This is a genomic window from Maribacter litoralis (assembly GCF_902506355.1).
Taxonomy (GTDB): Bacteria; Bacteroidota; Bacteroidia; order Flavobacteriales; family Flavobacteriaceae; genus Maribacter; species Maribacter litoralis.
In genome coordinates, this window is record NZ_LR733271.1 from 1,837,486 (window position 1) to 1,855,540 (window position 18,055).

The following is an 18,055-nucleotide window of genomic DNA, read 5'->3' on the forward strand; positions in this document are numbered from 1 at the left end:
TTACCACAAATATTATTTTGTAAGAAAAAGACTACATATATTTGAATGGTAATTAAGAGTGAATCCCAAATCGCTTTTTAAACTTAAGCTATTATGAAGTATGTTTTTCACTACCTGGTATTGATGGTAATTATTACCTCATGCTCTAAGATTGAAGAGAATAATGACCCGATTATTGGTATATGGCAACATACGGTGAAAACTGCTACCAATGAAAATAAAATGGTAGTAGATAATGAAGAATGGATTTTTAATGATGTCTATTTAGGTAGGTTTCATGGTTATAAAAATGATCAAGTGGTCTACTTAACAGATTTTAGCTGGAGTGTTCATGATGGAGTATACATTGTAAGTTACCCAGGTACAGATTTCCCCGACGATTTTGTGAAAATGGAAAAAACCGACGACGGCGTTATTCTCATGAGAACAGAAGGAAAATTATTTGCAGAAAAACAATAAAAGTTCGCATATGAAAAATGCCCGCGAATTATAATACCGCTTTCATAGAGCGGTATCTAAAACAGATAAGTTATCAAATCAACCTTTTTATAGAATTTCCCCCGATTAGGAGCAAAGTAATTTGCTCCTTTTTCTATTTTAGTAGTATGGAACTCACATATACCAAATGTTCTCTTCAGAATGTAGAACAATTAAGATTGATTTCTGAGCAGACCTTCGTAAATGCTTTTGAGAAAGATAATGATCCTTCCGATTTTAAAGATTATATAGAAAAAGCTTTTGCCCTCAACAAAATCAAAGCTGAACTTTTAAACCCTGATAGTGATTTCTACTTTGTATATAGAAATGATGAATTGGCGGGCTATTTTAAGCTCAACGTGCTTTCTGCGCAATCAGACGTTAAAAGAGATGATAGTATAGAGTTAGAACGCATCTATGTTTTAAAATCGTATCAAAGTTTAGGTTTAGGCAAACAAATATTAGATCGCATCAAAAGTTTAGCTCAAGAAAAAAACAAGAAAATGCTTTGGTTAGGGGTGTGGGAAGAAAATACACGTGCAATTCAATTTTATCATCGCCACGGATTTCAAAAATTTGATACTCATCCATATTTCATTGGTACTGATGAGCAGACCGATTGGCTAATGCGCTTTGATTTAAGTACCTTGTAACAATAAACAAACTATATGAAATTACACTTTCTCGCTATCATTTCGCTTATCGCTTTTACTGATTTATATGCACAGGAATATTACTTTCCAGATTTAAACGCTAATTGGGAACAACGCGCTGCAAAATCCTTTAAAATAAATGATCTTTCGTTACAGGAGGCTGTAGCCTTTGCCGAGGCAAATGAATATTCCGGGTCTAGAGATTTACGAATAGCAATTCTAAAGGGGTTTGAAAAAGAACCATTTCATAAAATTCTTGGACCAACCAAAAAACGTGGTGGTCCGGCTGGTATGATCCTTAAAAACGGTTATATCGTTGCGCAGTGGGGCGATACAAAAAGAGTAGATATGACCTTTAGCGTTACAAAAAGTTTCCTTAGCACAATGGCTGGTCTTGCAGAAGATGAAGGTCTAATTACCGACACAAAAGATGCAGTAGGAGATTATATTTGGGATGGTACTTTTGACGGAGCCCATAATTCTAAAATTACTTGGGAACATTTATTACAACAAAACTCCGCCTGGTCTGGAGAATTATGGGGAGGAAAAGATTGGGCAGACAGACCGCCTAGCAAAGGTGGTATTGACGATTGGAAATTAGCAACACCTAAAGAACCGGGTACGGTAATGGAATATAATGATGTACGTGTAAATGTTTTGGCGTATTCGCTAACCCATGTATGGCGCAAACCGATGCCTTTGGTATTGAAAGAAAAGATAATGGACAAGATTGGCGCTTCTTCTACCTGGCGTTGGTTTGGTTATGATGATGCTTGGACAGTAATTGACGGACTGAAAATGAAATCGGTAACGGGCGGTGGACATTCCGGTGCTGGAATATTTATTAGTGCTGAAGATATGGCTCGTTTTGGATTACTGTTCCTGAATAATGGAACATGGAAAAATGAGCGGTTGATTTCTGATGCCTGGATAAAAAAGGCTACCACACCATCAAAACCCAATGTGAACTATGGTTATATGTGGTGGTTGAATAAAAAGGGAGACAGACATTGGGAAGGTCTTTCTGAAAACATTTATTATGCTGCAGGTTTTGGCGGTAATTTTATAGTCATTGATAAAGAAAATGATGTAGTGGTTGTTACACGTTGGCTAGAGCCTAGTAAAATTGGAGAATTTATGACTAAGGTAAACGCGGCTTTTTAGTAAGTAGGTGTTAAAGCTTGCATAGAATTTCAACAGCTTTTTCTAAAGTTTCCTGTTTTTTGGCAAAGCAGAAACGTAGCATATGGTCATTTCTATGGTCTACATTGAACGATGAAATAGGGATTGATGCTATCTTATTTTCTATGATTAAACGTTTACCGATTACTTCATCTACTTCCTTAGTTAGGTTGATATAATCCAATAATTGAAAGTAGGTACCTTGGGAAGGTTTACACTTAAATTTGGATGATTTTATCCCATCTAGAAAGAAATCACGTTTTTTCTGGTAAAAATCATTCAATTCTAAATAGTGAGAGGCATTTTTTAAATAGCAAGCCAAAGCGCGTTGTACAGGATGGTCTACACAAAACACATTGAATTGATGCACCTTTCTAAATTCTGACATCAGCTCAGCTGGGGCCACACAGTATCCTACTTTCCAACCGGTAACATGAAATGTTTTTCCAAAGGATGCGCACACAATACTTCTATTAACCAAATCTGAAAAGCGCGATGCACTTTCATGTTCCCGTCCATCAAAAACAATATGCTCATACACCTCGTCACTTAATAGAATTATGTTGGTAGGTTTTAAAATAGCTTCTAACTGTTCCATATCCCATTTAGTGAGAATGGTTCCACTGGGGTTATGCGGTGTGTTGATAATTACCATTTTGGTTTTGTCGGTTATCTTCTTTTTAAAAGTGGTCCAGTCAATTTTATATTCTGGAGCGTCTAGTTGAACATAAACCGGAACACCACCATTTAAGATAATAGCGGGCTCATAACAATCGTACGCTGGCTTTATTACAATTACTTCGTCAGCTTTGCCTACAAAGGCTGTAATGGCGGTAAAAATAGCTTCAGTGGCACCTACGGTAACGGTTACTTCGTATTCTGGATGATAGGTATGTTGATATAACGATGTTATTTTGTGTGAAATGATTTCCCTTAAACCATAATAGCCTTGCATAGGTGCGTATTGGTTATGTCCGTTATTTAACGCTTGGCTTACCAACGAGGTTAATTTTGGATCTGCTTCAAAATTAGGAAAGCCTTGAGATAGGTCAATAGCATTGTTCTTTCTTGCTAGATTACCAATGGTGGTGAATATGGTAGTTTTTACATCTGGCAGTTTAGATGCATCTATAAGTGATTTGTAATCCATACTAGTAAATGTATGCATTTTACAGAAAGACAAAAAAAAGCCCAACCGTTAGGGTGGGCTTCTCAATTCCACTAAAATGAATTATGCATGTTGCATTTCATGTTTTCCTTCTTTTATCTCTTCAATTAATTTAGAATTAAAAGCAGGTAAATCATCCGGATTTCTACTTGTCACAAATCCTTCGTCAACAACAACTTCTTGGTCTACCCAATCAGCTCCTGCATTAATTACATCATCTTTAATGGAATGATATGAAGTCATTTTTCTTCCTTTTACCACTCCGGCACTAATCAGCGTCCAAGGTGCGTGGCAAATTGCCGCTACTGGCTTTTTCAATTTAAAAAAGTCACGTACAAAATCCAGTGCCTTTTCTTCTCTTCTTAGTAAATCTGGATTAATTACACCACCTGGTAATACCAAGGCGTTATAATCCTCAGCTCTTACTTCGTTTAAGGTTTTATCTACAGTGTAACTGTTAGACCAATTACCATCTGCCCAACCTTTTATTTCATCTTTTTCCAAGCTTACGATATCGACATTAAAGCCTTCTTTTTCCATCGCTTCCTTTGGAGATTTTAATTCACTTTCTTCAAATCCATTAGTAGCTAATATTGCTATCCTCTTCATAATATATAGTTTTTAACGATTAATAATTTCTTTGATACTAAGTTACAAATCAAAGAAGGTAATGTCCGTTAAAGCCTTATTAATAAAGGGTTTACAAGGGTTAAACATTTATTAAATGAACTTTATAAAATTTATTTTGCGCTTTTTTCAACTGTGTTTAAGTGGGCAATGGTTTTTGAGATGCAACCATCAAGGTTTTTTTTCACTTCGGTTTCCCAAAATCTAAAAACAGTATATCCTAAACGTTTAAGTTCTTGGTTAACTTCTTCATCACGTTGCATGTTTCGTTCTATTTTGGCAATCCAAAATTCTCGATTTGTCTTTATTTTTGGTTTTCTTTCTTCCCAATTTTTACCGTGCCAATATTCACCATCAATAAATATTACAGTTTTATATTTGGGTAGGGCAATGTCTGGTTTACCTATTAACTTTTTATAATCAATGCGATATCTATAGCCAGCTGCATATAAGGCTTTTCTAAAGGCTAGTTCTGGCTTTGTGTTCTTACCACGTATTTTACTCATGATCTTAGAGCGCTGTGGAGTTGTGTAAAAACCTGATTCTTCATTGAACCTTGGTACTTTAATTCGCTCTTGCTTGTAGTCTTTTGACATATCTTAAAATTAAAAAATCCCGAACCTTAATGGCCGGGATTTTTAAAACTTTATGATTTTTAAGTCTAACTTTTAATATTGGCACTTAAATATTCGCGGTTCATTCTTGCGATATTCTCCAAAGAAATTCCTTTAGGACATTCAATTTCACAAGCCCCGGTATTGGTACAGTTACCAAAACCTTCCAAATCCATTTGTGCTACCATGTTTTTAACACGGTCAACGGCTTCTACTTGTCCTTGTGGCAATAGTGCGTATTGAGATACTTTTGCGCCAACAAATAACATTGCAGAGGCATTTTTACAACTTGCTACACATGCTCCACAACCAATACAGGTAGCGGCGTCCATAGCTTCATCGGCAGCATGTTTAGATATTGGTAATGCATTTGCATCTTGTGTATTACCAGAGGTATTTACAGAAATATATCCACCTGCATGTTGAATACGGTCAAAAGAACTTCTGTCTACAACTAAATCCTTTATTACAGGAAATGCCTTAGCTCTAAACGGTTCAATAGTTATAGTATCACCATCTTTGAACATACGCATGTGCAATTGGCATGTAGTAACACCGCGATCAGGACCATGGGCCTCACCGTTTATGTACATTGAACACATACCACAAATACCTTCGCGACAATCGTGATCAAAGGCAACTGGCTCTTCTCCTTGGTTGATCAATTGCTCGTTCAGAACATCCATCATTTCCAAAAAGGACATATGCTCAGAAATATCCGTTACTTTATAGTCGACCATAGAACCTTTATCTTTTGGTCCCTTTTGTCTCCAGATTTTTAATGTAAGATTCATAATATTTCGTTTTTGGTTGTTCGTTGTTCGTTGTTGGTACATTACCAGCAACTAGCAACCATCAACTACTTATAACTTCTTTGTTTTAACTCAATTTCGTTGAACTCTAATTGCTCTTTATGTAAAACAGCATCACCAGGTTCTCCTTTATATTCCCAAGCGGAAACAAATGCGAATTCTTCATCATTACGCTTTGCTTCACCAGCTTGTTCACCACCAATTTCAACAGATTCTTCTCTAAAGTGACCTCCACAAGATTCTTCCCTAACCAAGGCGTCTTTAGCAAATAGTTCACCTAACTCCAAGAAATCTGCTACACGACCGGCTTTTTCCAGTTCAGGGTTCATTTCGTTTGCTGAGCCAGGTACGTTAACTTCTTTCCAGAAACTTTCTCTTAATTCTTTAATTTCCTTAGCCGCTTCTTTTAAGCCTTCTGCATTACGGGACATACCACATTTTTCCCACATAATTTTACCTAAACGCTTGTGGTAATAATCAACGGAATGTTGTCCTTTATTATTAATAAAGAAATCAATTCTATCTTTTACAGACTTTTCGGCTTCATCAAATTCAGGAGAATCAGTAGCGATCTTACCTGTTCTAATTTCATGCGATAAATAATCACCTATAGTATATGGTAATACAAAATAACCATCTGCCAATCCTTGCATTAACGCAGAGGCTCCAAGTCTGTTTGCACCATGATCACTAAAGTTTGCTTCACCTATACAGTAAAGTCCTTCAACAGTTGTCATTAAATTGTAATCTACCCAAACACCACCCATGGTATAGTGTACCGCTGGGTAAATCATCATTGGTGTTTTGTATGGATCTTGATCAACGATTTTCTCATACATCTGAAATAAGTTACCGTATTTCGCTTTTACGATAGCAGCACCTAATTCATATGTTTTATCGGCAGAAGGATTGTTTATACCGTGAATTTTTGCCTGTTCTATTCCGTATCTCTGAATTGCGGATGCAAAATCCAAGTATACGGCTTCACCTGTTGCATTTACACCGTAACCGGCATCACAACGTTCTTTTGCAGCTCTAGAGGCAACATCACGTGGTACAAGGTTACCAAAAGCAGGATATCTTCTCTCTAAGTAATAATCTCTTTCGTCTTCAGATAAATCGGTAGGTTTCTTTTTACCCTCACGAATGGCTTTTACATCTTCTAAATTCTTTGGAACCCAAATACGCCCATCGTTACGTAAAGACTCGGACATCAATGTCAGTTTTGACTGATAATCTCCTGAACGTGGAATACATGTTGGGTGAATCTGTGTGTAACAAGGGTTAGCAAAGAAAGCTCCCTTTTTATGTATTTTCCAAGCAGCGGTTGCGTTAGATCCCATTGCATTTGTCGATAGGAAATAAACATTACCATAACCACCAGATGCTATAACTACAGCATGTGCAGAATGGCGCTCAATTTCACCTGTAACCAAGTTACGGGCAATAATACCACGGGCTTTACCGTCTACTTTGACAACATCCAACATTTCATGACGGTTGAACGGGGTAATTTTACCACGAGCAATTTGTCTGTTCATTGCAGAATAGGCACCTAACAATAATTGTTGCCCTGTTTGTCCTTTGGCATAAAAAGTTCTTGAAACCAATACACCACCAAAAGAACGGTTATCTAAAAGACCACCATAATCACGTGCAAAAGGAACACCTTGTGCAACACACTGGTCAATAATATTCGCAGAAACTTCTGCTAATCTATATACGTTTGCTTCTCTAGAACGGTAATCTCCACCTTTTACGGTATCATAAAATAAGCGGTAGGTAGAATCACCATCACCTTGGTAATTTTTTGCTGCGTTAATACCACCTTGTGCAGCAATAGAGTGTGCTCTTCTTGGAGAATCTTGGTAGCAAAATGTTTTTACATTATAGCCTAATTCTGCTAAAGTTGCAGCAGCAGAACCACCCGCCAATCCTGTTCCAACTACAATAACATCAATATTACGTTTGTTGGCAGGGTTTACCAAATTAATATGGTTCTTATAATCGGTCCACTTCGTTTTCAACGGACCTTTAGGTACTTTTGAGTCTAATACAGACATAAGTAATAGGTATTAATGATGATTAAAATGATGAAAAAGTGCAATGAAAATAAATCCTAACGGAATTATTATGGCATACGCTTTACCAAACAATTGTAATTTTTCTTTTCTCATGCTAGTTGCACCGGCAGACTGAAATGCAGAACTAAAGCCGTGCATAAGGTGTAACGATAAGAATATGAAGGCGATTACATATGCGCCTACACGTAATGGACTTTCAAATTTATGGGCAAGTTCCTCATAATAACGAAAGCCTTCACCATTACCCAATAATCCAGACATATCGCCTTGAATATATTTAGTATTGATTTCTGGAATCCAGAAATCAATAAAGTGAAGTACTAAAAATGCCAAAATACACAAACCGCTATAGATCATATTACGGCTCATCCATGATGAATTGGCAGCACCATTGTTTTTTGCATATTTTTTTACTCTGGCACTTCTGTTTCTAGCTTCTAAAATGAACCCCATAACAAAGTGGTACACTACGCCAAAAATTAAGACAGGTTGCAACACATATTGCACGGCCCAAAATGTACCCATAAAATGTGAAGCCTCGTTGAAGGCATCTGGACTGAAAACCGATAAAATGTTAATTGCAAAATGCTGAAGTAGAAAAAACATTAAAAAGAAAGCAGAAAGTGCCATTGCGTACTTTCTACCAATCGAAGATTTAAAAAATCCGCTCATTAGTTGATAATTTTATATGCGAATTTACATCACACGCCAGTTATTAACAAGAATTAACAGGTTTTAGTATGTCTATTTAGATTGATTATAAAATCAATTTTGATGATGTTTAAGATTTTTTTGTAAATCAGGCTTTCAAATAATCAATCTTTCAACAAAAGTTGAAATGTTATTTTACTAATTCTGCAGATTTTTCAGAAATTTCGATGGCCCAAGCGACAGCTTTGTCCAAATCTGTAAAGTTTTTGATCCTTTTTGGAAAGATTAATTTTTTAATTAATAAGCTTAAAGCATGACCTTTTAACGGTCCAACGGCAGCGATATGTTGCATATCGAAACGATTTTTATAAAACTTGAACCAATCGAATGGAGCTACATGATATCTATTAATCCTATTGGCGATATAAATTAGAGGAATGTGGTCATCATATATTTCTTGAGCGGCATAGACAGCTTTTTTTGCGTTGTCCCATTTAAATAGAACACCTTCGTGCATTTCAGATATTACAATACCCCCTTTAAAGAAATAGAATACACCAAATTCAAATTCCCTTATTTCCCGGATCTGATTAATTAATTCGAGATCTCGAATTTTTTTCATGCCTATTGATTATCGGACGGCAAAGATACTGGATATTACTTAAATAGCTAATAAAAACATCGATGAACGGTAAGGTAATTAGTTGGGAGTTCTTGTGCGGTTTAGGTCTACGATTTCTCCATATCCTTTAACTGAATTTCCAATGCTTTTGTCGATAACTGAACTTCGATCAATGATAAGACCAAAGACACCATTAACGCAAACAAGCTAATGCTAAATATCAAATTGGCCCAGAATGAAAGTTCTACATAGATTAGGGTCATAGTAATTACGGCCAATAAAAAACTGAAGATCGCCGTGGCCTGCATATTCTTGATTATCGTAAGTCGTTTGCGCAATTTTTGCACTTGTAGGCCAATAGATTCAGAGGAGGTTTCTTGGTACTTTTGATGTAATTGTCTAATTAAAGCGGCAATAGCCAAATACCGGGCATTGTATGCTAGCATGGTTAACGAAATAGCCGGAAATAATAAAGCGGGTATACCTAAGGTCAGTTCCATAATTTTTAAAGCTTAATCTGTAGCAATACCAAAATAGGTCCAAGTGACATCATTGTCAAACGGGTTATGTTGACCATGTATTTCTCCAGGGGCAATGGTAATACATTTACCTGGACCAACTTCATATTCTTTCCCGGAAATAGTAAACACGGCTTTACCGGTCTGTATATGAAACACCTCGTACATGGTATCATGTTTATGAAGCTCTACTTTTTGACCTGGTTTAAACACTGCGGTACCGTACATCATTAGTTGAGGAATTTCTCCACGTGCGATCAATGTCCTTTTCTTTATTTCAAGATTATGACTTACGCCCAAATCTGGCAGTTCGTTCCAATCGGTTATTTTCATTTTATTATTCTATATCAAAAGTTACCTTTTCAACAGTACCATTTCCTTTAATTTCAACGGTATATGTTCCTTTAGGTAGATAGGTACTGCCATTATCGGCTTGCTTTAAATCGGTCTTATGCTTTTTAAGGTAATTTATCTTCCCTATTTTAGAAAAAGCTACATCATATGATAAGATGTTTAAGCCTTTATTGGCAATGATTTTAGTTTCGCTTACCACAATATCATCTGATGATAGTATTTTGGCTTGGTATATATCATCACTGTCAGAATAAAAAGTGATGTCCAGACCAGGTGTTCTTGGTTTTGACCATGAACTCCATGAATTGCCCCATCGGGCGGAATGCTTTATGTTTTCTAAGTCGTATACATGTAAATCTTTATTCAGCACAGCATCGGTCAGTTTTTGAAGCGCAGAAATATCAGCTTTGTATAGACTTCTACCATGCGTACCAACAATTAGGTCCTTGGCGTCTTTTTGTATTACCAAATCATGGACGGCTACATAGGGCATCCCATTTTGAAAAGATTGCCAAGTGGCTCCTCTATTTAATGTTACATATAATCCATTATCCGTACCAACGAATAAGAGGTTTTCGTTTTCGGGGTCTTCGGTAATTACATTGACAGCGGAGGTAGGTATGTTATTGGAAATGCTTTTCCAAGTTGTTCCTTTGTCCTCACTTACATATACATACGGTGTAAAATCATCTGAACGGTAACCGTTCAATGTGGCATACACTCTGTTTTTATTGTGTTGTGAAGCGATAACCCTACTTACCCATAAATTTTGGGGCAGATTTTTTGATAATTCTACCCAATTGCCACCACCGTTATCCGTTCGTTGAATTAAACCATCATCGCTACCGGTATACATCAATCCGAATTTAAATGGGGATTCAGAAATAGTGGTAAGTGTACCGTACGCTACATTCCCGGTTTTTCCGCCTTGGGTTAAATCGACAGAAATAGTTTCCCAAGTATCTCCTTTATTTAAGGAGCGATGCAGTTTGTTGCTTCCCATGTAAAGTATGTCTTGATTATGGGGAGAAAGCAGAATGGGGCTTTGCCAATTAAAACGATAAGGAGCTTCGCCTAACTCATGTTTTGGCTGAATATACTTTCGTTGGTCCTTTTCTAAATCTATTCTAAAATAATTTCCAAATTGATAACCGGTATAAACAATGTTGGCATTGCGGTTATCAATTTCTACCTGCATACCATCGCCACTTAAAATAGATGTCCAAGGGTATTGACCCGTTTGGTGCCACTCGTTATTTTCTTCGGCATTATGAGGTCCCATCCATACCCCGTTATCCTGTAATCCGCCATATACGTTATAAGGTTTTTCATTATCTACGGCAATGGCATAGAATTGACCAACAGTGGGCGAGTTGTTCTTGAACCAATTTTTACCATCATCATAACTGGTATTGACACCACCGTCGTTTCCATTGATAAGGTGACCTGGTAATTTAGGATTGATCCATAACGCATGGTGGTCGGCATGTACATTATCCCCATGGATAGAGGTGTAGGTTTTACCACCATCTTTAGAAGCAATTATAGGTACACCTGCCAAATAAATGGCATCAACATTATTCGGGTCTACATTAATTTGGGCAAAATAATATCCGTAGCTATAGAAAAGGTCATCTATATACTCTTCATTTTGCTTTGTCCAACTTTTTCCGCCATCATTACTACGGTAGACCTCTGCACCAATAACGGGCGTGTCAAATAGCATGCTGTTAGCGTCCTCTAAATACAAGGCTAGATCTGTGGGCTGTACTACATTGCTACGAACCATTTGTTTAACATTGGCAGCTCTATATTTTTCATGAAAATTATTGGTCTTTAAAAACTCGTTCAGGTCTTTATCGTTCAAGTCTAAAAACTGTTCTTTAGAGAGCGATTTAAAGTCGTCTTTTGTTAAGCCCGATAGTTTATCTTTCTTTTCTTTGGATTTCTCTCGTCTAAACTGGTTGTCATGAACTGCATATAATGTATTGTCGTCAAAAACGGCTAAACCAATTCTACCTACTCCGTCTCCCGTAGGAAAACCACTGGTTGTAGTGGAGATTTTTGCCCAGGTTGTACCCGCATCGGTACTTTTATAAATACCAGAACCTTGTCCGTTTCCAATAAAATCCCAAGCTTTTCTATCTTTTTGCCAAGCAGCTGCATATTGAATGTCAAAATTATTTGGTGAAGCGGCAACGTCTATAATACCGGTATTTTCATCAATGTATAAGGTATTTTTCCATGTTTTACCACCGTCTGTAGTTTTGTAAATACCACGTTCTTTATTCGTAGAATATAAATGACCCGTTACGCCAACCGTTACTTGGTTTGCATTATCTGGATTTACGATAATACGCCCAATATGATGTGAGTCTGGTAAGCCCATATGCTGCCATGTTTTTCCTTTATCCGTAGATTTTAATATGCCTATACCGGCATAAGAAGAACGGGATGAGTTATTTTCTCCGGTACCCACCCAAATAGTACCGCTTTGCCAATGTACTGCAATGTCGCCTAGGTTTTGAGTTTCGGTATCATCCATTATTGGAGTAAATGAATTACCGTTATTATTGGTATACCATAAACCACCGGAAGCATATGCTACGTAATATTCCGTTGGGTTATCTTCATTGACCGCTAAATCTATTACACGACCACTCATTACAGACGGACCAATATTCTTTAATGGAATGTTCTTTACCAAAGAATTGGCATCCATTGCTTTTTTCGCTTTTAACGACGCATCAATTTGTTGTGATGAGGTAGGCTGTATTTGTGCCGATGCTATTGAGATACTGGCGAGTAATAATAGGTAAAATTGTTTCATTTTTATGTTTTTATACTACTGACGGTAAGTTACTGATTAGTTTTGAGAGGCGGTTTTTAATCGACTAACCAATTCCTTTGTTTTTGATTTTATTGATACGTTTGCTTTTTTAATGTCTTTTTCCACTGCTGTTTTAGAATTTGGCAAAGCATCATTTACGGTTAAGATGGCTTTTGTGTACCAATCTTCCCAAGCGTTAAGAATTGCGATTTCATCTTCAAGATCTTTACCGCTTTCTATGGCAGTTAAACTCAATTGAAATTCATTTTCTAAACGTTCAAATGCCTTCCGTTTTAGATTTGAAATTTGACTTAAGGCAAAAGCTGCGTCAGAATTCACCAATTCCAATCCGCTAACCAATGCTGCTGTACCTACATTTTTCATGGTTTCTTGGGAGACTTTGTCAATACGGTCATTATCGGTATGGTAAAACCGGTCTGTAAAATGCCAAAGTAAAAGTCCGGGTATATCAGCCTGTAAAAACGGAGTATGATCACTGCCACCTTCAAAAGGATTGGTTTCTACCACCCAATTGGCATATTCCCCTTGCTTTTTAAAGTTTGAAATAATAAAATCATTAAGGTAGTGGGGTTTCATATCCGCTAATTTTAAAACCTCACCGCCCCATTCACTATGTTTCTCTTTTCCGCGGGTCCAAATGGCACTTGGGTCGGGCATTTTTTCAATCAAGAAAGTTCCGCCAGTTACTGAAGTATTTTCACCTACCATATCCAGGCTAATTCCCCATTTGATTCCATTGGCACGTTGGGCATCTTCTTGAATATACCGTCTGGTAGAAATAATTTCATCGCCCCATAAAAAGGTCATTGTTCGTTTAAAGTCAATTTTACCTTCAGCAAATAATCTGGCTGCAGTTCTAGCCATTTCCAATTGTGTACCAACCCCGGTGGCATTGTCATTTGCCCCTGGTTCTTGAACATGTGCACTGTACACCAAACGCTCATAAGGTAGTTCATTACCCTTTATTTCTGCAACAATTGTTAGTTCTTCGGATGGGTATCTTTTCGTTTGAATATTTACTAGAACTTCAGTTGTACCTTTTTTAAGTGCTGCTACCAAATTTTCTTTTGCTTCGTAGGATAGCGCAATGCCCCAAAAATTGCCATCATCTTGAGATGGAAGACTTCTAAACTGAATAGAAGTGGTGTTTTTTTCTGGCTGTAAATATGCAGGATTGTCATAGGTCAGAATGCCAATGGCACCTTTGCCAATTGCCGTTTTATACAATTTACGGGCACTCATTTCTGCAAATACAACTTTTCCTTTTAAAGAAACGGACTCTACGTCTTTTAAGGATTTTACCCAAACCACTTCGGTTTTTAGTCCTTTTTTAGGCGTAGAAACCGAATTTAAATAGGTCATGTTACGGTTGGAGTCTGAAAGCAACAAAGGCTTGTCTGCACCGACAATTTGTAAGGAGGCAGATAAAGGTTCCCAGGTTTGGTAGGTCATAGACCTTTTTTCGATTCGATAGGTGAATCGGTCGTTTTCTTTCGCTTTTTCCTCTAAAACATAACCTGAAGCTTCTAAACTATCGGCAATGAGGTAAATGGTTTTATTGAATCCGGTGTTGCCAACAACGCGCCAATAGTCTTCTACAAAATCTGTGGTCTCGTATGCCAGTTTACCCGTAAATTCAGGTCTTACAATAGTAAAATAATCTACTGGTTCTTCGTTGGGTTGCTGATAGCATCCTACTATAAATGAAAAGCAGAGTATTGAGAGTACAATACCCTGCCTCTTTAGTATTCTTTTTAACGGAATTATTCTTCCCATTTCCATTCGTTACCAATGATCAACTTCTCTTTTAAATTATTTTTGATCATAAATTCTTTTGTGGTTTCGCTATCCATTTTAGTGGCAGGTAAGGTATCGGCATTTGCAAGGGCATATAACATCATAGTGCCAAAACGAGCCGTGTTTTTCATGTGGTCTTCATTTACCAAATGAAAATCGTCACAATCAGAATGGTAGCATCCATAAATTGAACGGTCTAGATTACTGTGTACAGATAAAATTGGAACACCTTCTAACATAAATGGTTGGTGATCACTGTGCAAGCCTGATCTATTGGAAAATTTATTCTCATAAATAGTGTCTTGTTGCTGAATGGCTGCGCCCAAATCTTTAAAGAACTGTTCGTTATCTAACTGTCCGCCAGCGTTCATGCCAATAGGGTTGCCAGACATATCTAAATTCATCATGTATTTGATGTTGTCTATCGTATTGTTTTCAATAGCCTGTTCCACTAAATATTTAGATCCAAGCAGTCCTTGTTCTTCTCCCATGAACATGACAAACTTTACGGTTCGTTTTGGGTGAAGGTTATTTGCTTTGAACGCTCTTGCAATATCTATAACCGCAAAAGAACCAATACCATTATCAATAGCGCCAGTTGCTAGATCCCATGAATCTAAATGTCCGCCAATTACAATTTCTTCCTGCGGAATTTCTGAACCAGGTAATGTTGCTACAACGTTTCTTGCCTTAATAATATCGCTCGTATTGGTCATATCAATTTTGGCAGTAGCTTTTTTAGTTTTTAAAGTTTCCTTCAATGCCATACCGTCTTCTTTTCCAATACATACCGCAGGAATTGGAATCAATTCTCCAGTAACGGATGCAGTACCCGTTAACAAAACACCATTATCCACCTGGTTTATAATGATGATGCCAATTGCACCATACTTTATGGCTAAAGCAGTTTTTTCACTTCTGTGTAAATTGGTAAGTCCTTCTTCACTTCCTGGTAAAATATTAATATATACTAGTGAGATCTTTCCTTTTACGGCGTCTGGGTTTGCGGCATAGTCAGCATCAAGACCATTGCCCATATCTACTATTTCTGCGGTAACATGTGCCTCTACAGGGGCATGACCCAAAGTCACAACTTTAACATCTTCATCGTTGATGGTTAAAGAAACATCACCTCTTGCCCAAGCTTCAACTTCAAAGGTTTGGTATTCAACGTCCTCAAAACCGTATTCCTTGAATTTGTTGTAGGTGTACTCTTCTGCTTTGGCACCATTAGTTGATCCCGTTAATCTGTGACCAATGGTTTCCGTAGCTTCTTTTAGTGTGCTATAACCTTTGGAGTTTTGCTTAATTTCCGTGTCAATTCTTGCAAAGAGCTCGGCTTGTGATTCTTCTTTTTTAGCTTCTGAACATGCCTGTAGGCAAAGTGCACCTATGATGAGGTAAGCGATTTTTTTCATGAGTTTTACGTAGTTTGGTTTAGGTATACAAGTTAGCTAATTTGTTGCTAAGTAAGAACCGTTGCTGACTTGTAAATTTTATAATTCCATGCCCTATTTTTTAAGGAAACAACACATAATGCGTAATTTTATGTCAAAATAAAAATTCATGAAATACGATCAAATACCTAACTCCCTATTTATTAAGAACCGCAAGAAGTTTATGGACCGCATGCAACCTAAAAGTATTGCCGTTTTTAATTCAAATGATATTTACCCAATAGGAGCGGATAGCGTTTTACCTTTTGAGCAACATAGAGATATCTTTTACCTTTCTGGGGCAGATCAGGAAGAAACCATATTAGTATTGTTTCCCGATGCCAACAACAAAAAGCATCGCGAAATTCTGTTTGTTCGTGAAACAAACGAACATATAGCTATTTGGGAAGGAGAAAAATTGACCAAGGAAAAGGCTACAGAAGTATCAGGTATTGAAACCGTTTGTTGGTTACAAGATTTCGATAAGATTTTCTTTGACCTAATGACCGAGGCAGAAACGATATACTTTAATACCAACGAACATTATAGACAAGCGGTAGAAACGCAAACGCGAGAAGATCGTTTTATTGAAAAGTGTAAGCGAGAATATCCTGCTCATAAAGTTGCCAAGAGTAACCCAATTCTTCAAGAAATTAGAGGAATTAAGGAACCAGAGGAGATCGATATCATGCAAACTGCATGTAATATTACCGAAAAAGGTTTCCGTAGATTACTCAGTTTTGTGAAACCGGGAGTAATGGAGTATGAAATTGAAGCCGAATTACTGCATGAATTTGTACGTAACAAATCTAAAGGGTTTGCTTATCCGCCGATTATAGCGTCTGGTAACAATGCTAATGTGTTGCATTATTTAGAGAACAATAAGCCGTGTAATGCGGGCGATTTAATTTTGATGGATACTGCTGCCGAATATGCAAACTATTCAAGTGACCTTACAAGAACTATTCCTGTAAGCGGTACATTCACTAAAAGACAAAAAGAAGTTTATAATGCTGTTTTGCGAGTAAAGGACGAGGCTACTAAAATGTTGGTGCCGGGAACTCTTTGGGCAGAATATCATAAAGAATGTGGTAAACTAATGACTTCTGAATTGTTAGGACTTGGGTTATTGGATAAGGCAGATGTGCAGAATGAGAACCCAGAATGGCCAGCATACAAAAAGTACTTTATGCACGGAACCAGTCACCACATTGGTTTAAATACGCATGATTACGGAGCATTGAAAACACCTATGAAAGCAAATATGATATTTACCGTAGAACCGGGTATTTATATTCCTGCAGAAAATATGGGAATCCGTTTAGAAGACGATGTGGTTATTCAAGAAAATGGAGAACCTTTTAACTTGATGGCAAATATACCCATCAAGGCAGATGAAATTGAAGAACTAATGAACAAATAAGAGCTGGCATGAAATTAGTATCGTGGAATGTGAATGGTATACGGGCATCCGTAAAAAAAGGTTTTGAAGATATCGTAAAAGATTTTGATGCCGATGTGTTTTGTGTGCAAGAGACAAAGGCTCAAGATGATCAGGTTGCCGAAGCATTGAAAGAAATTACAGATTATGAACTGTTTAGTAATAGTGCCAAAAGAAAAGGCTACTCGGGTACAGGTATTCTATCAAAAGAAAAACCGGTTGCCTTTAATAAAAACATGGGTGTAGCACTTCATGATTTGGAAGGAAGAATTACACATGCGGAATATGAGCACTTCCATTTAGTAAATGTGTATATTCCTAATAGTGGTAGCGGATTAAAAAGATTGGATTACCGTGCCGGATGGGACAAGGACTTTACCAATTACCTAAAAGAGCTGTCAAAGTCTAAGCCATTGATCATTACGGGCGATTTTAACGTGGCACATACCGAGAACGATTTGGCGAACCCAAAAAGCAATTACAATAAAACATCAGGATTTACACAAGTGGAGATTGATGGGTTTGACAACATGTTGAAGGAAGTCAATTTAGTAGATAGCTTTAGAACCCTACACCCAACAACATTTGATAAATATACTTTTTGGAGTGCAAGAGGTGGTGCACGTGGTAGAAATGTAGGTTGGCGTTTAGATTACTTTTTGGTAAGTGAATCTATTTGGGACAAGGTGAAATCTTCCGAAATTCATGATCAGATCATGGGCAGTGATCATTGTCCTATTAGTTTGGAAATTGAATTTTAGAATATCA

The 18,055-nt window shown here is 37.2% G+C and carries 17 protein-coding genes; 5 read left to right on the forward strand and 12 right to left on the reverse strand.

Going from position 1 to position 18,055, the window contains the following annotated elements:
* The first annotated feature begins 93 nt into the window (after window positions 1-93).
* The 3 genes from EXIGUO8A_RS07725 to EXIGUO8A_RS07735 all read left to right on the forward strand — a co-directional run bounded on the left by EXIGUO8A_RS07725 (window position 94) and on the right by EXIGUO8A_RS07735 (window position 2,294).
* Window positions 94-459, forward strand: a complete 366-nt coding sequence (locus EXIGUO8A_RS07725) for a hypothetical protein (protein ID WP_159302655.1) — start codon at window positions 94-96, stop codon at window positions 457-459.
* Between the two features lie 146 nt (window positions 460-605).
* Entirely contained in the window at window positions 606-1,130 is a 525-nt protein-coding gene (locus EXIGUO8A_RS07730; protein ID WP_159302656.1) for a GNAT family N-acetyltransferase, read from the forward strand.
* 15 nt (window positions 1,131-1,145) lie between these two features.
* The gene (locus EXIGUO8A_RS07735) at window positions 1,146-2,294 is read left to right on the forward strand and encodes a serine hydrolase domain-containing protein (protein ID WP_159302657.1); all 1,149 of its coding nucleotides are present in this window, start codon (window positions 1,146-1,148) and stop codon (window positions 2,292-2,294) included.
* Window positions 2,295-2,304: 10 nt separating this feature from the next.
* Here the strand turns inward: EXIGUO8A_RS07735 and EXIGUO8A_RS07740 are convergent, their stop codons facing one another.
* The 12 genes from EXIGUO8A_RS07740 to EXIGUO8A_RS07795 all read right to left on the reverse strand — a co-directional run bounded on the left by EXIGUO8A_RS07740 (window position 2,305) and on the right by EXIGUO8A_RS07795 (window position 15,828).
* The gene (locus EXIGUO8A_RS07740) at window positions 2,305-3,462 is read right to left on the reverse strand and encodes a methionine aminotransferase (protein WP_159302658.1); all 1,158 of its coding nucleotides are present in this window, start codon (window positions 3,460-3,462) and stop codon (window positions 2,305-2,307) included.
* 81 nt (window positions 3,463-3,543) lie between these two features.
* Window positions 3,544-4,089: a type 1 glutamine amidotransferase domain-containing protein gene (locus tag EXIGUO8A_RS07745; RefSeq protein ID WP_159302659.1), complete on the reverse strand. Its 546-nt coding sequence runs from the start codon at window positions 4,087-4,089 to the stop codon at window positions 3,544-3,546.
* 131 nt (window positions 4,090-4,220) lie between these two features.
* Window positions 4,221-4,703 carry a very short patch repair endonuclease gene (locus EXIGUO8A_RS07750; RefSeq protein WP_159302660.1) on the reverse strand — a complete coding sequence of 161 codons (483 nt, stop codon included), beginning with the start codon at window positions 4,701-4,703 and terminating at the stop codon, window positions 4,221-4,223.
* Window positions 4,704-4,768: 65 nt separating this feature from the next.
* Window positions 4,769-5,515 (reverse strand): succinate dehydrogenase/fumarate reductase iron-sulfur subunit, encoded by a 747-nt coding sequence (locus EXIGUO8A_RS07755; RefSeq protein WP_159302661.1) that lies wholly within the window; start codon window positions 5,513-5,515, stop codon window positions 4,769-4,771.
* A gap of 65 nt (window positions 5,516-5,580) precedes the next feature.
* The gene (locus EXIGUO8A_RS07760) at window positions 5,581-7,596 is read right to left on the reverse strand and encodes a fumarate reductase/succinate dehydrogenase flavoprotein subunit (protein WP_159302662.1); all 2,016 of its coding nucleotides are present in this window, start codon (window positions 7,594-7,596) and stop codon (window positions 5,581-5,583) included.
* Between the two features lie 12 nt (window positions 7,597-7,608).
* Window positions 7,609-8,289, reverse strand: a complete 681-nt coding sequence (locus EXIGUO8A_RS07765; RefSeq protein ID WP_116771672.1) for a succinate dehydrogenase cytochrome b subunit — start codon at window positions 8,287-8,289, stop codon at window positions 7,609-7,611.
* Window positions 8,290-8,458: 169 nt separating this feature from the next.
* Window positions 8,459-8,890 carry a hypothetical protein gene (locus EXIGUO8A_RS07770; protein ID WP_159302663.1) on the reverse strand — a complete coding sequence of 144 codons (432 nt, stop codon included), beginning with the start codon at window positions 8,888-8,890 and terminating at the stop codon, window positions 8,459-8,461.
* A 107-nt stretch (window positions 8,891-8,997) separates the two neighbouring features.
* Window positions 8,998-9,390, reverse strand: coding sequence for a DUF2721 domain-containing protein (locus EXIGUO8A_RS07775; protein WP_116771674.1), 393 nt, complete (start codon window positions 9,388-9,390; stop codon window positions 8,998-9,000).
* A gap of 12 nt (window positions 9,391-9,402) precedes the next feature.
* A complete protein-coding gene (locus EXIGUO8A_RS07780) occupies window positions 9,403-9,741 on the reverse strand; it encodes a cupin domain-containing protein (RefSeq protein WP_159302664.1) in 339 nt (112 codons plus the stop codon).
* A gap of 4 nt (window positions 9,742-9,745) precedes the next feature.
* A complete protein-coding gene (locus tag EXIGUO8A_RS07785) occupies window positions 9,746-12,592 on the reverse strand; it encodes a VPS10 domain-containing protein (RefSeq protein WP_159302665.1) in 2,847 nt (948 codons plus the stop codon).
* A 36-nt stretch (window positions 12,593-12,628) separates the two neighbouring features.
* Window positions 12,629-14,389 carry a M28 family peptidase gene (locus tag EXIGUO8A_RS07790; RefSeq protein WP_159302666.1) on the reverse strand — a complete coding sequence of 587 codons (1,761 nt, stop codon included), beginning with the start codon at window positions 14,387-14,389 and terminating at the stop codon, window positions 12,629-12,631.
* Entirely contained in the window at window positions 14,377-15,828 is a 1,452-nt protein-coding gene (locus EXIGUO8A_RS07795; protein ID WP_159302667.1) for a M20/M25/M40 family metallo-hydrolase, read from the reverse strand. Before EXIGUO8A_RS07795 ends, EXIGUO8A_RS07790 begins: the two co-directional genes overlap by 13 nt.
* Window positions 15,829-15,976: 148 nt before the next feature.
* Here EXIGUO8A_RS07795 and EXIGUO8A_RS07800 point away from each other — a divergent pair, with 148 nt between their 5' ends.
* Both EXIGUO8A_RS07800 and EXIGUO8A_RS07805 read left to right on the forward strand, forming a co-directional pair.
* On the forward strand, window positions 15,977-17,269 hold the full coding sequence (locus EXIGUO8A_RS07800) for an aminopeptidase P family protein (RefSeq protein WP_159302668.1): 1,293 nt from the start codon (window positions 15,977-15,979) through the stop codon (window positions 17,267-17,269).
* Window positions 17,270-17,277: 8 nt separating this feature from the next.
* Window positions 17,278-18,048, forward strand: a complete 771-nt coding sequence (locus EXIGUO8A_RS07805) for an exodeoxyribonuclease III (RefSeq protein WP_159302669.1) — start codon at window positions 17,278-17,280, stop codon at window positions 18,046-18,048.
* Window positions 18,049-18,055 lie beyond the last annotated feature (7 nt).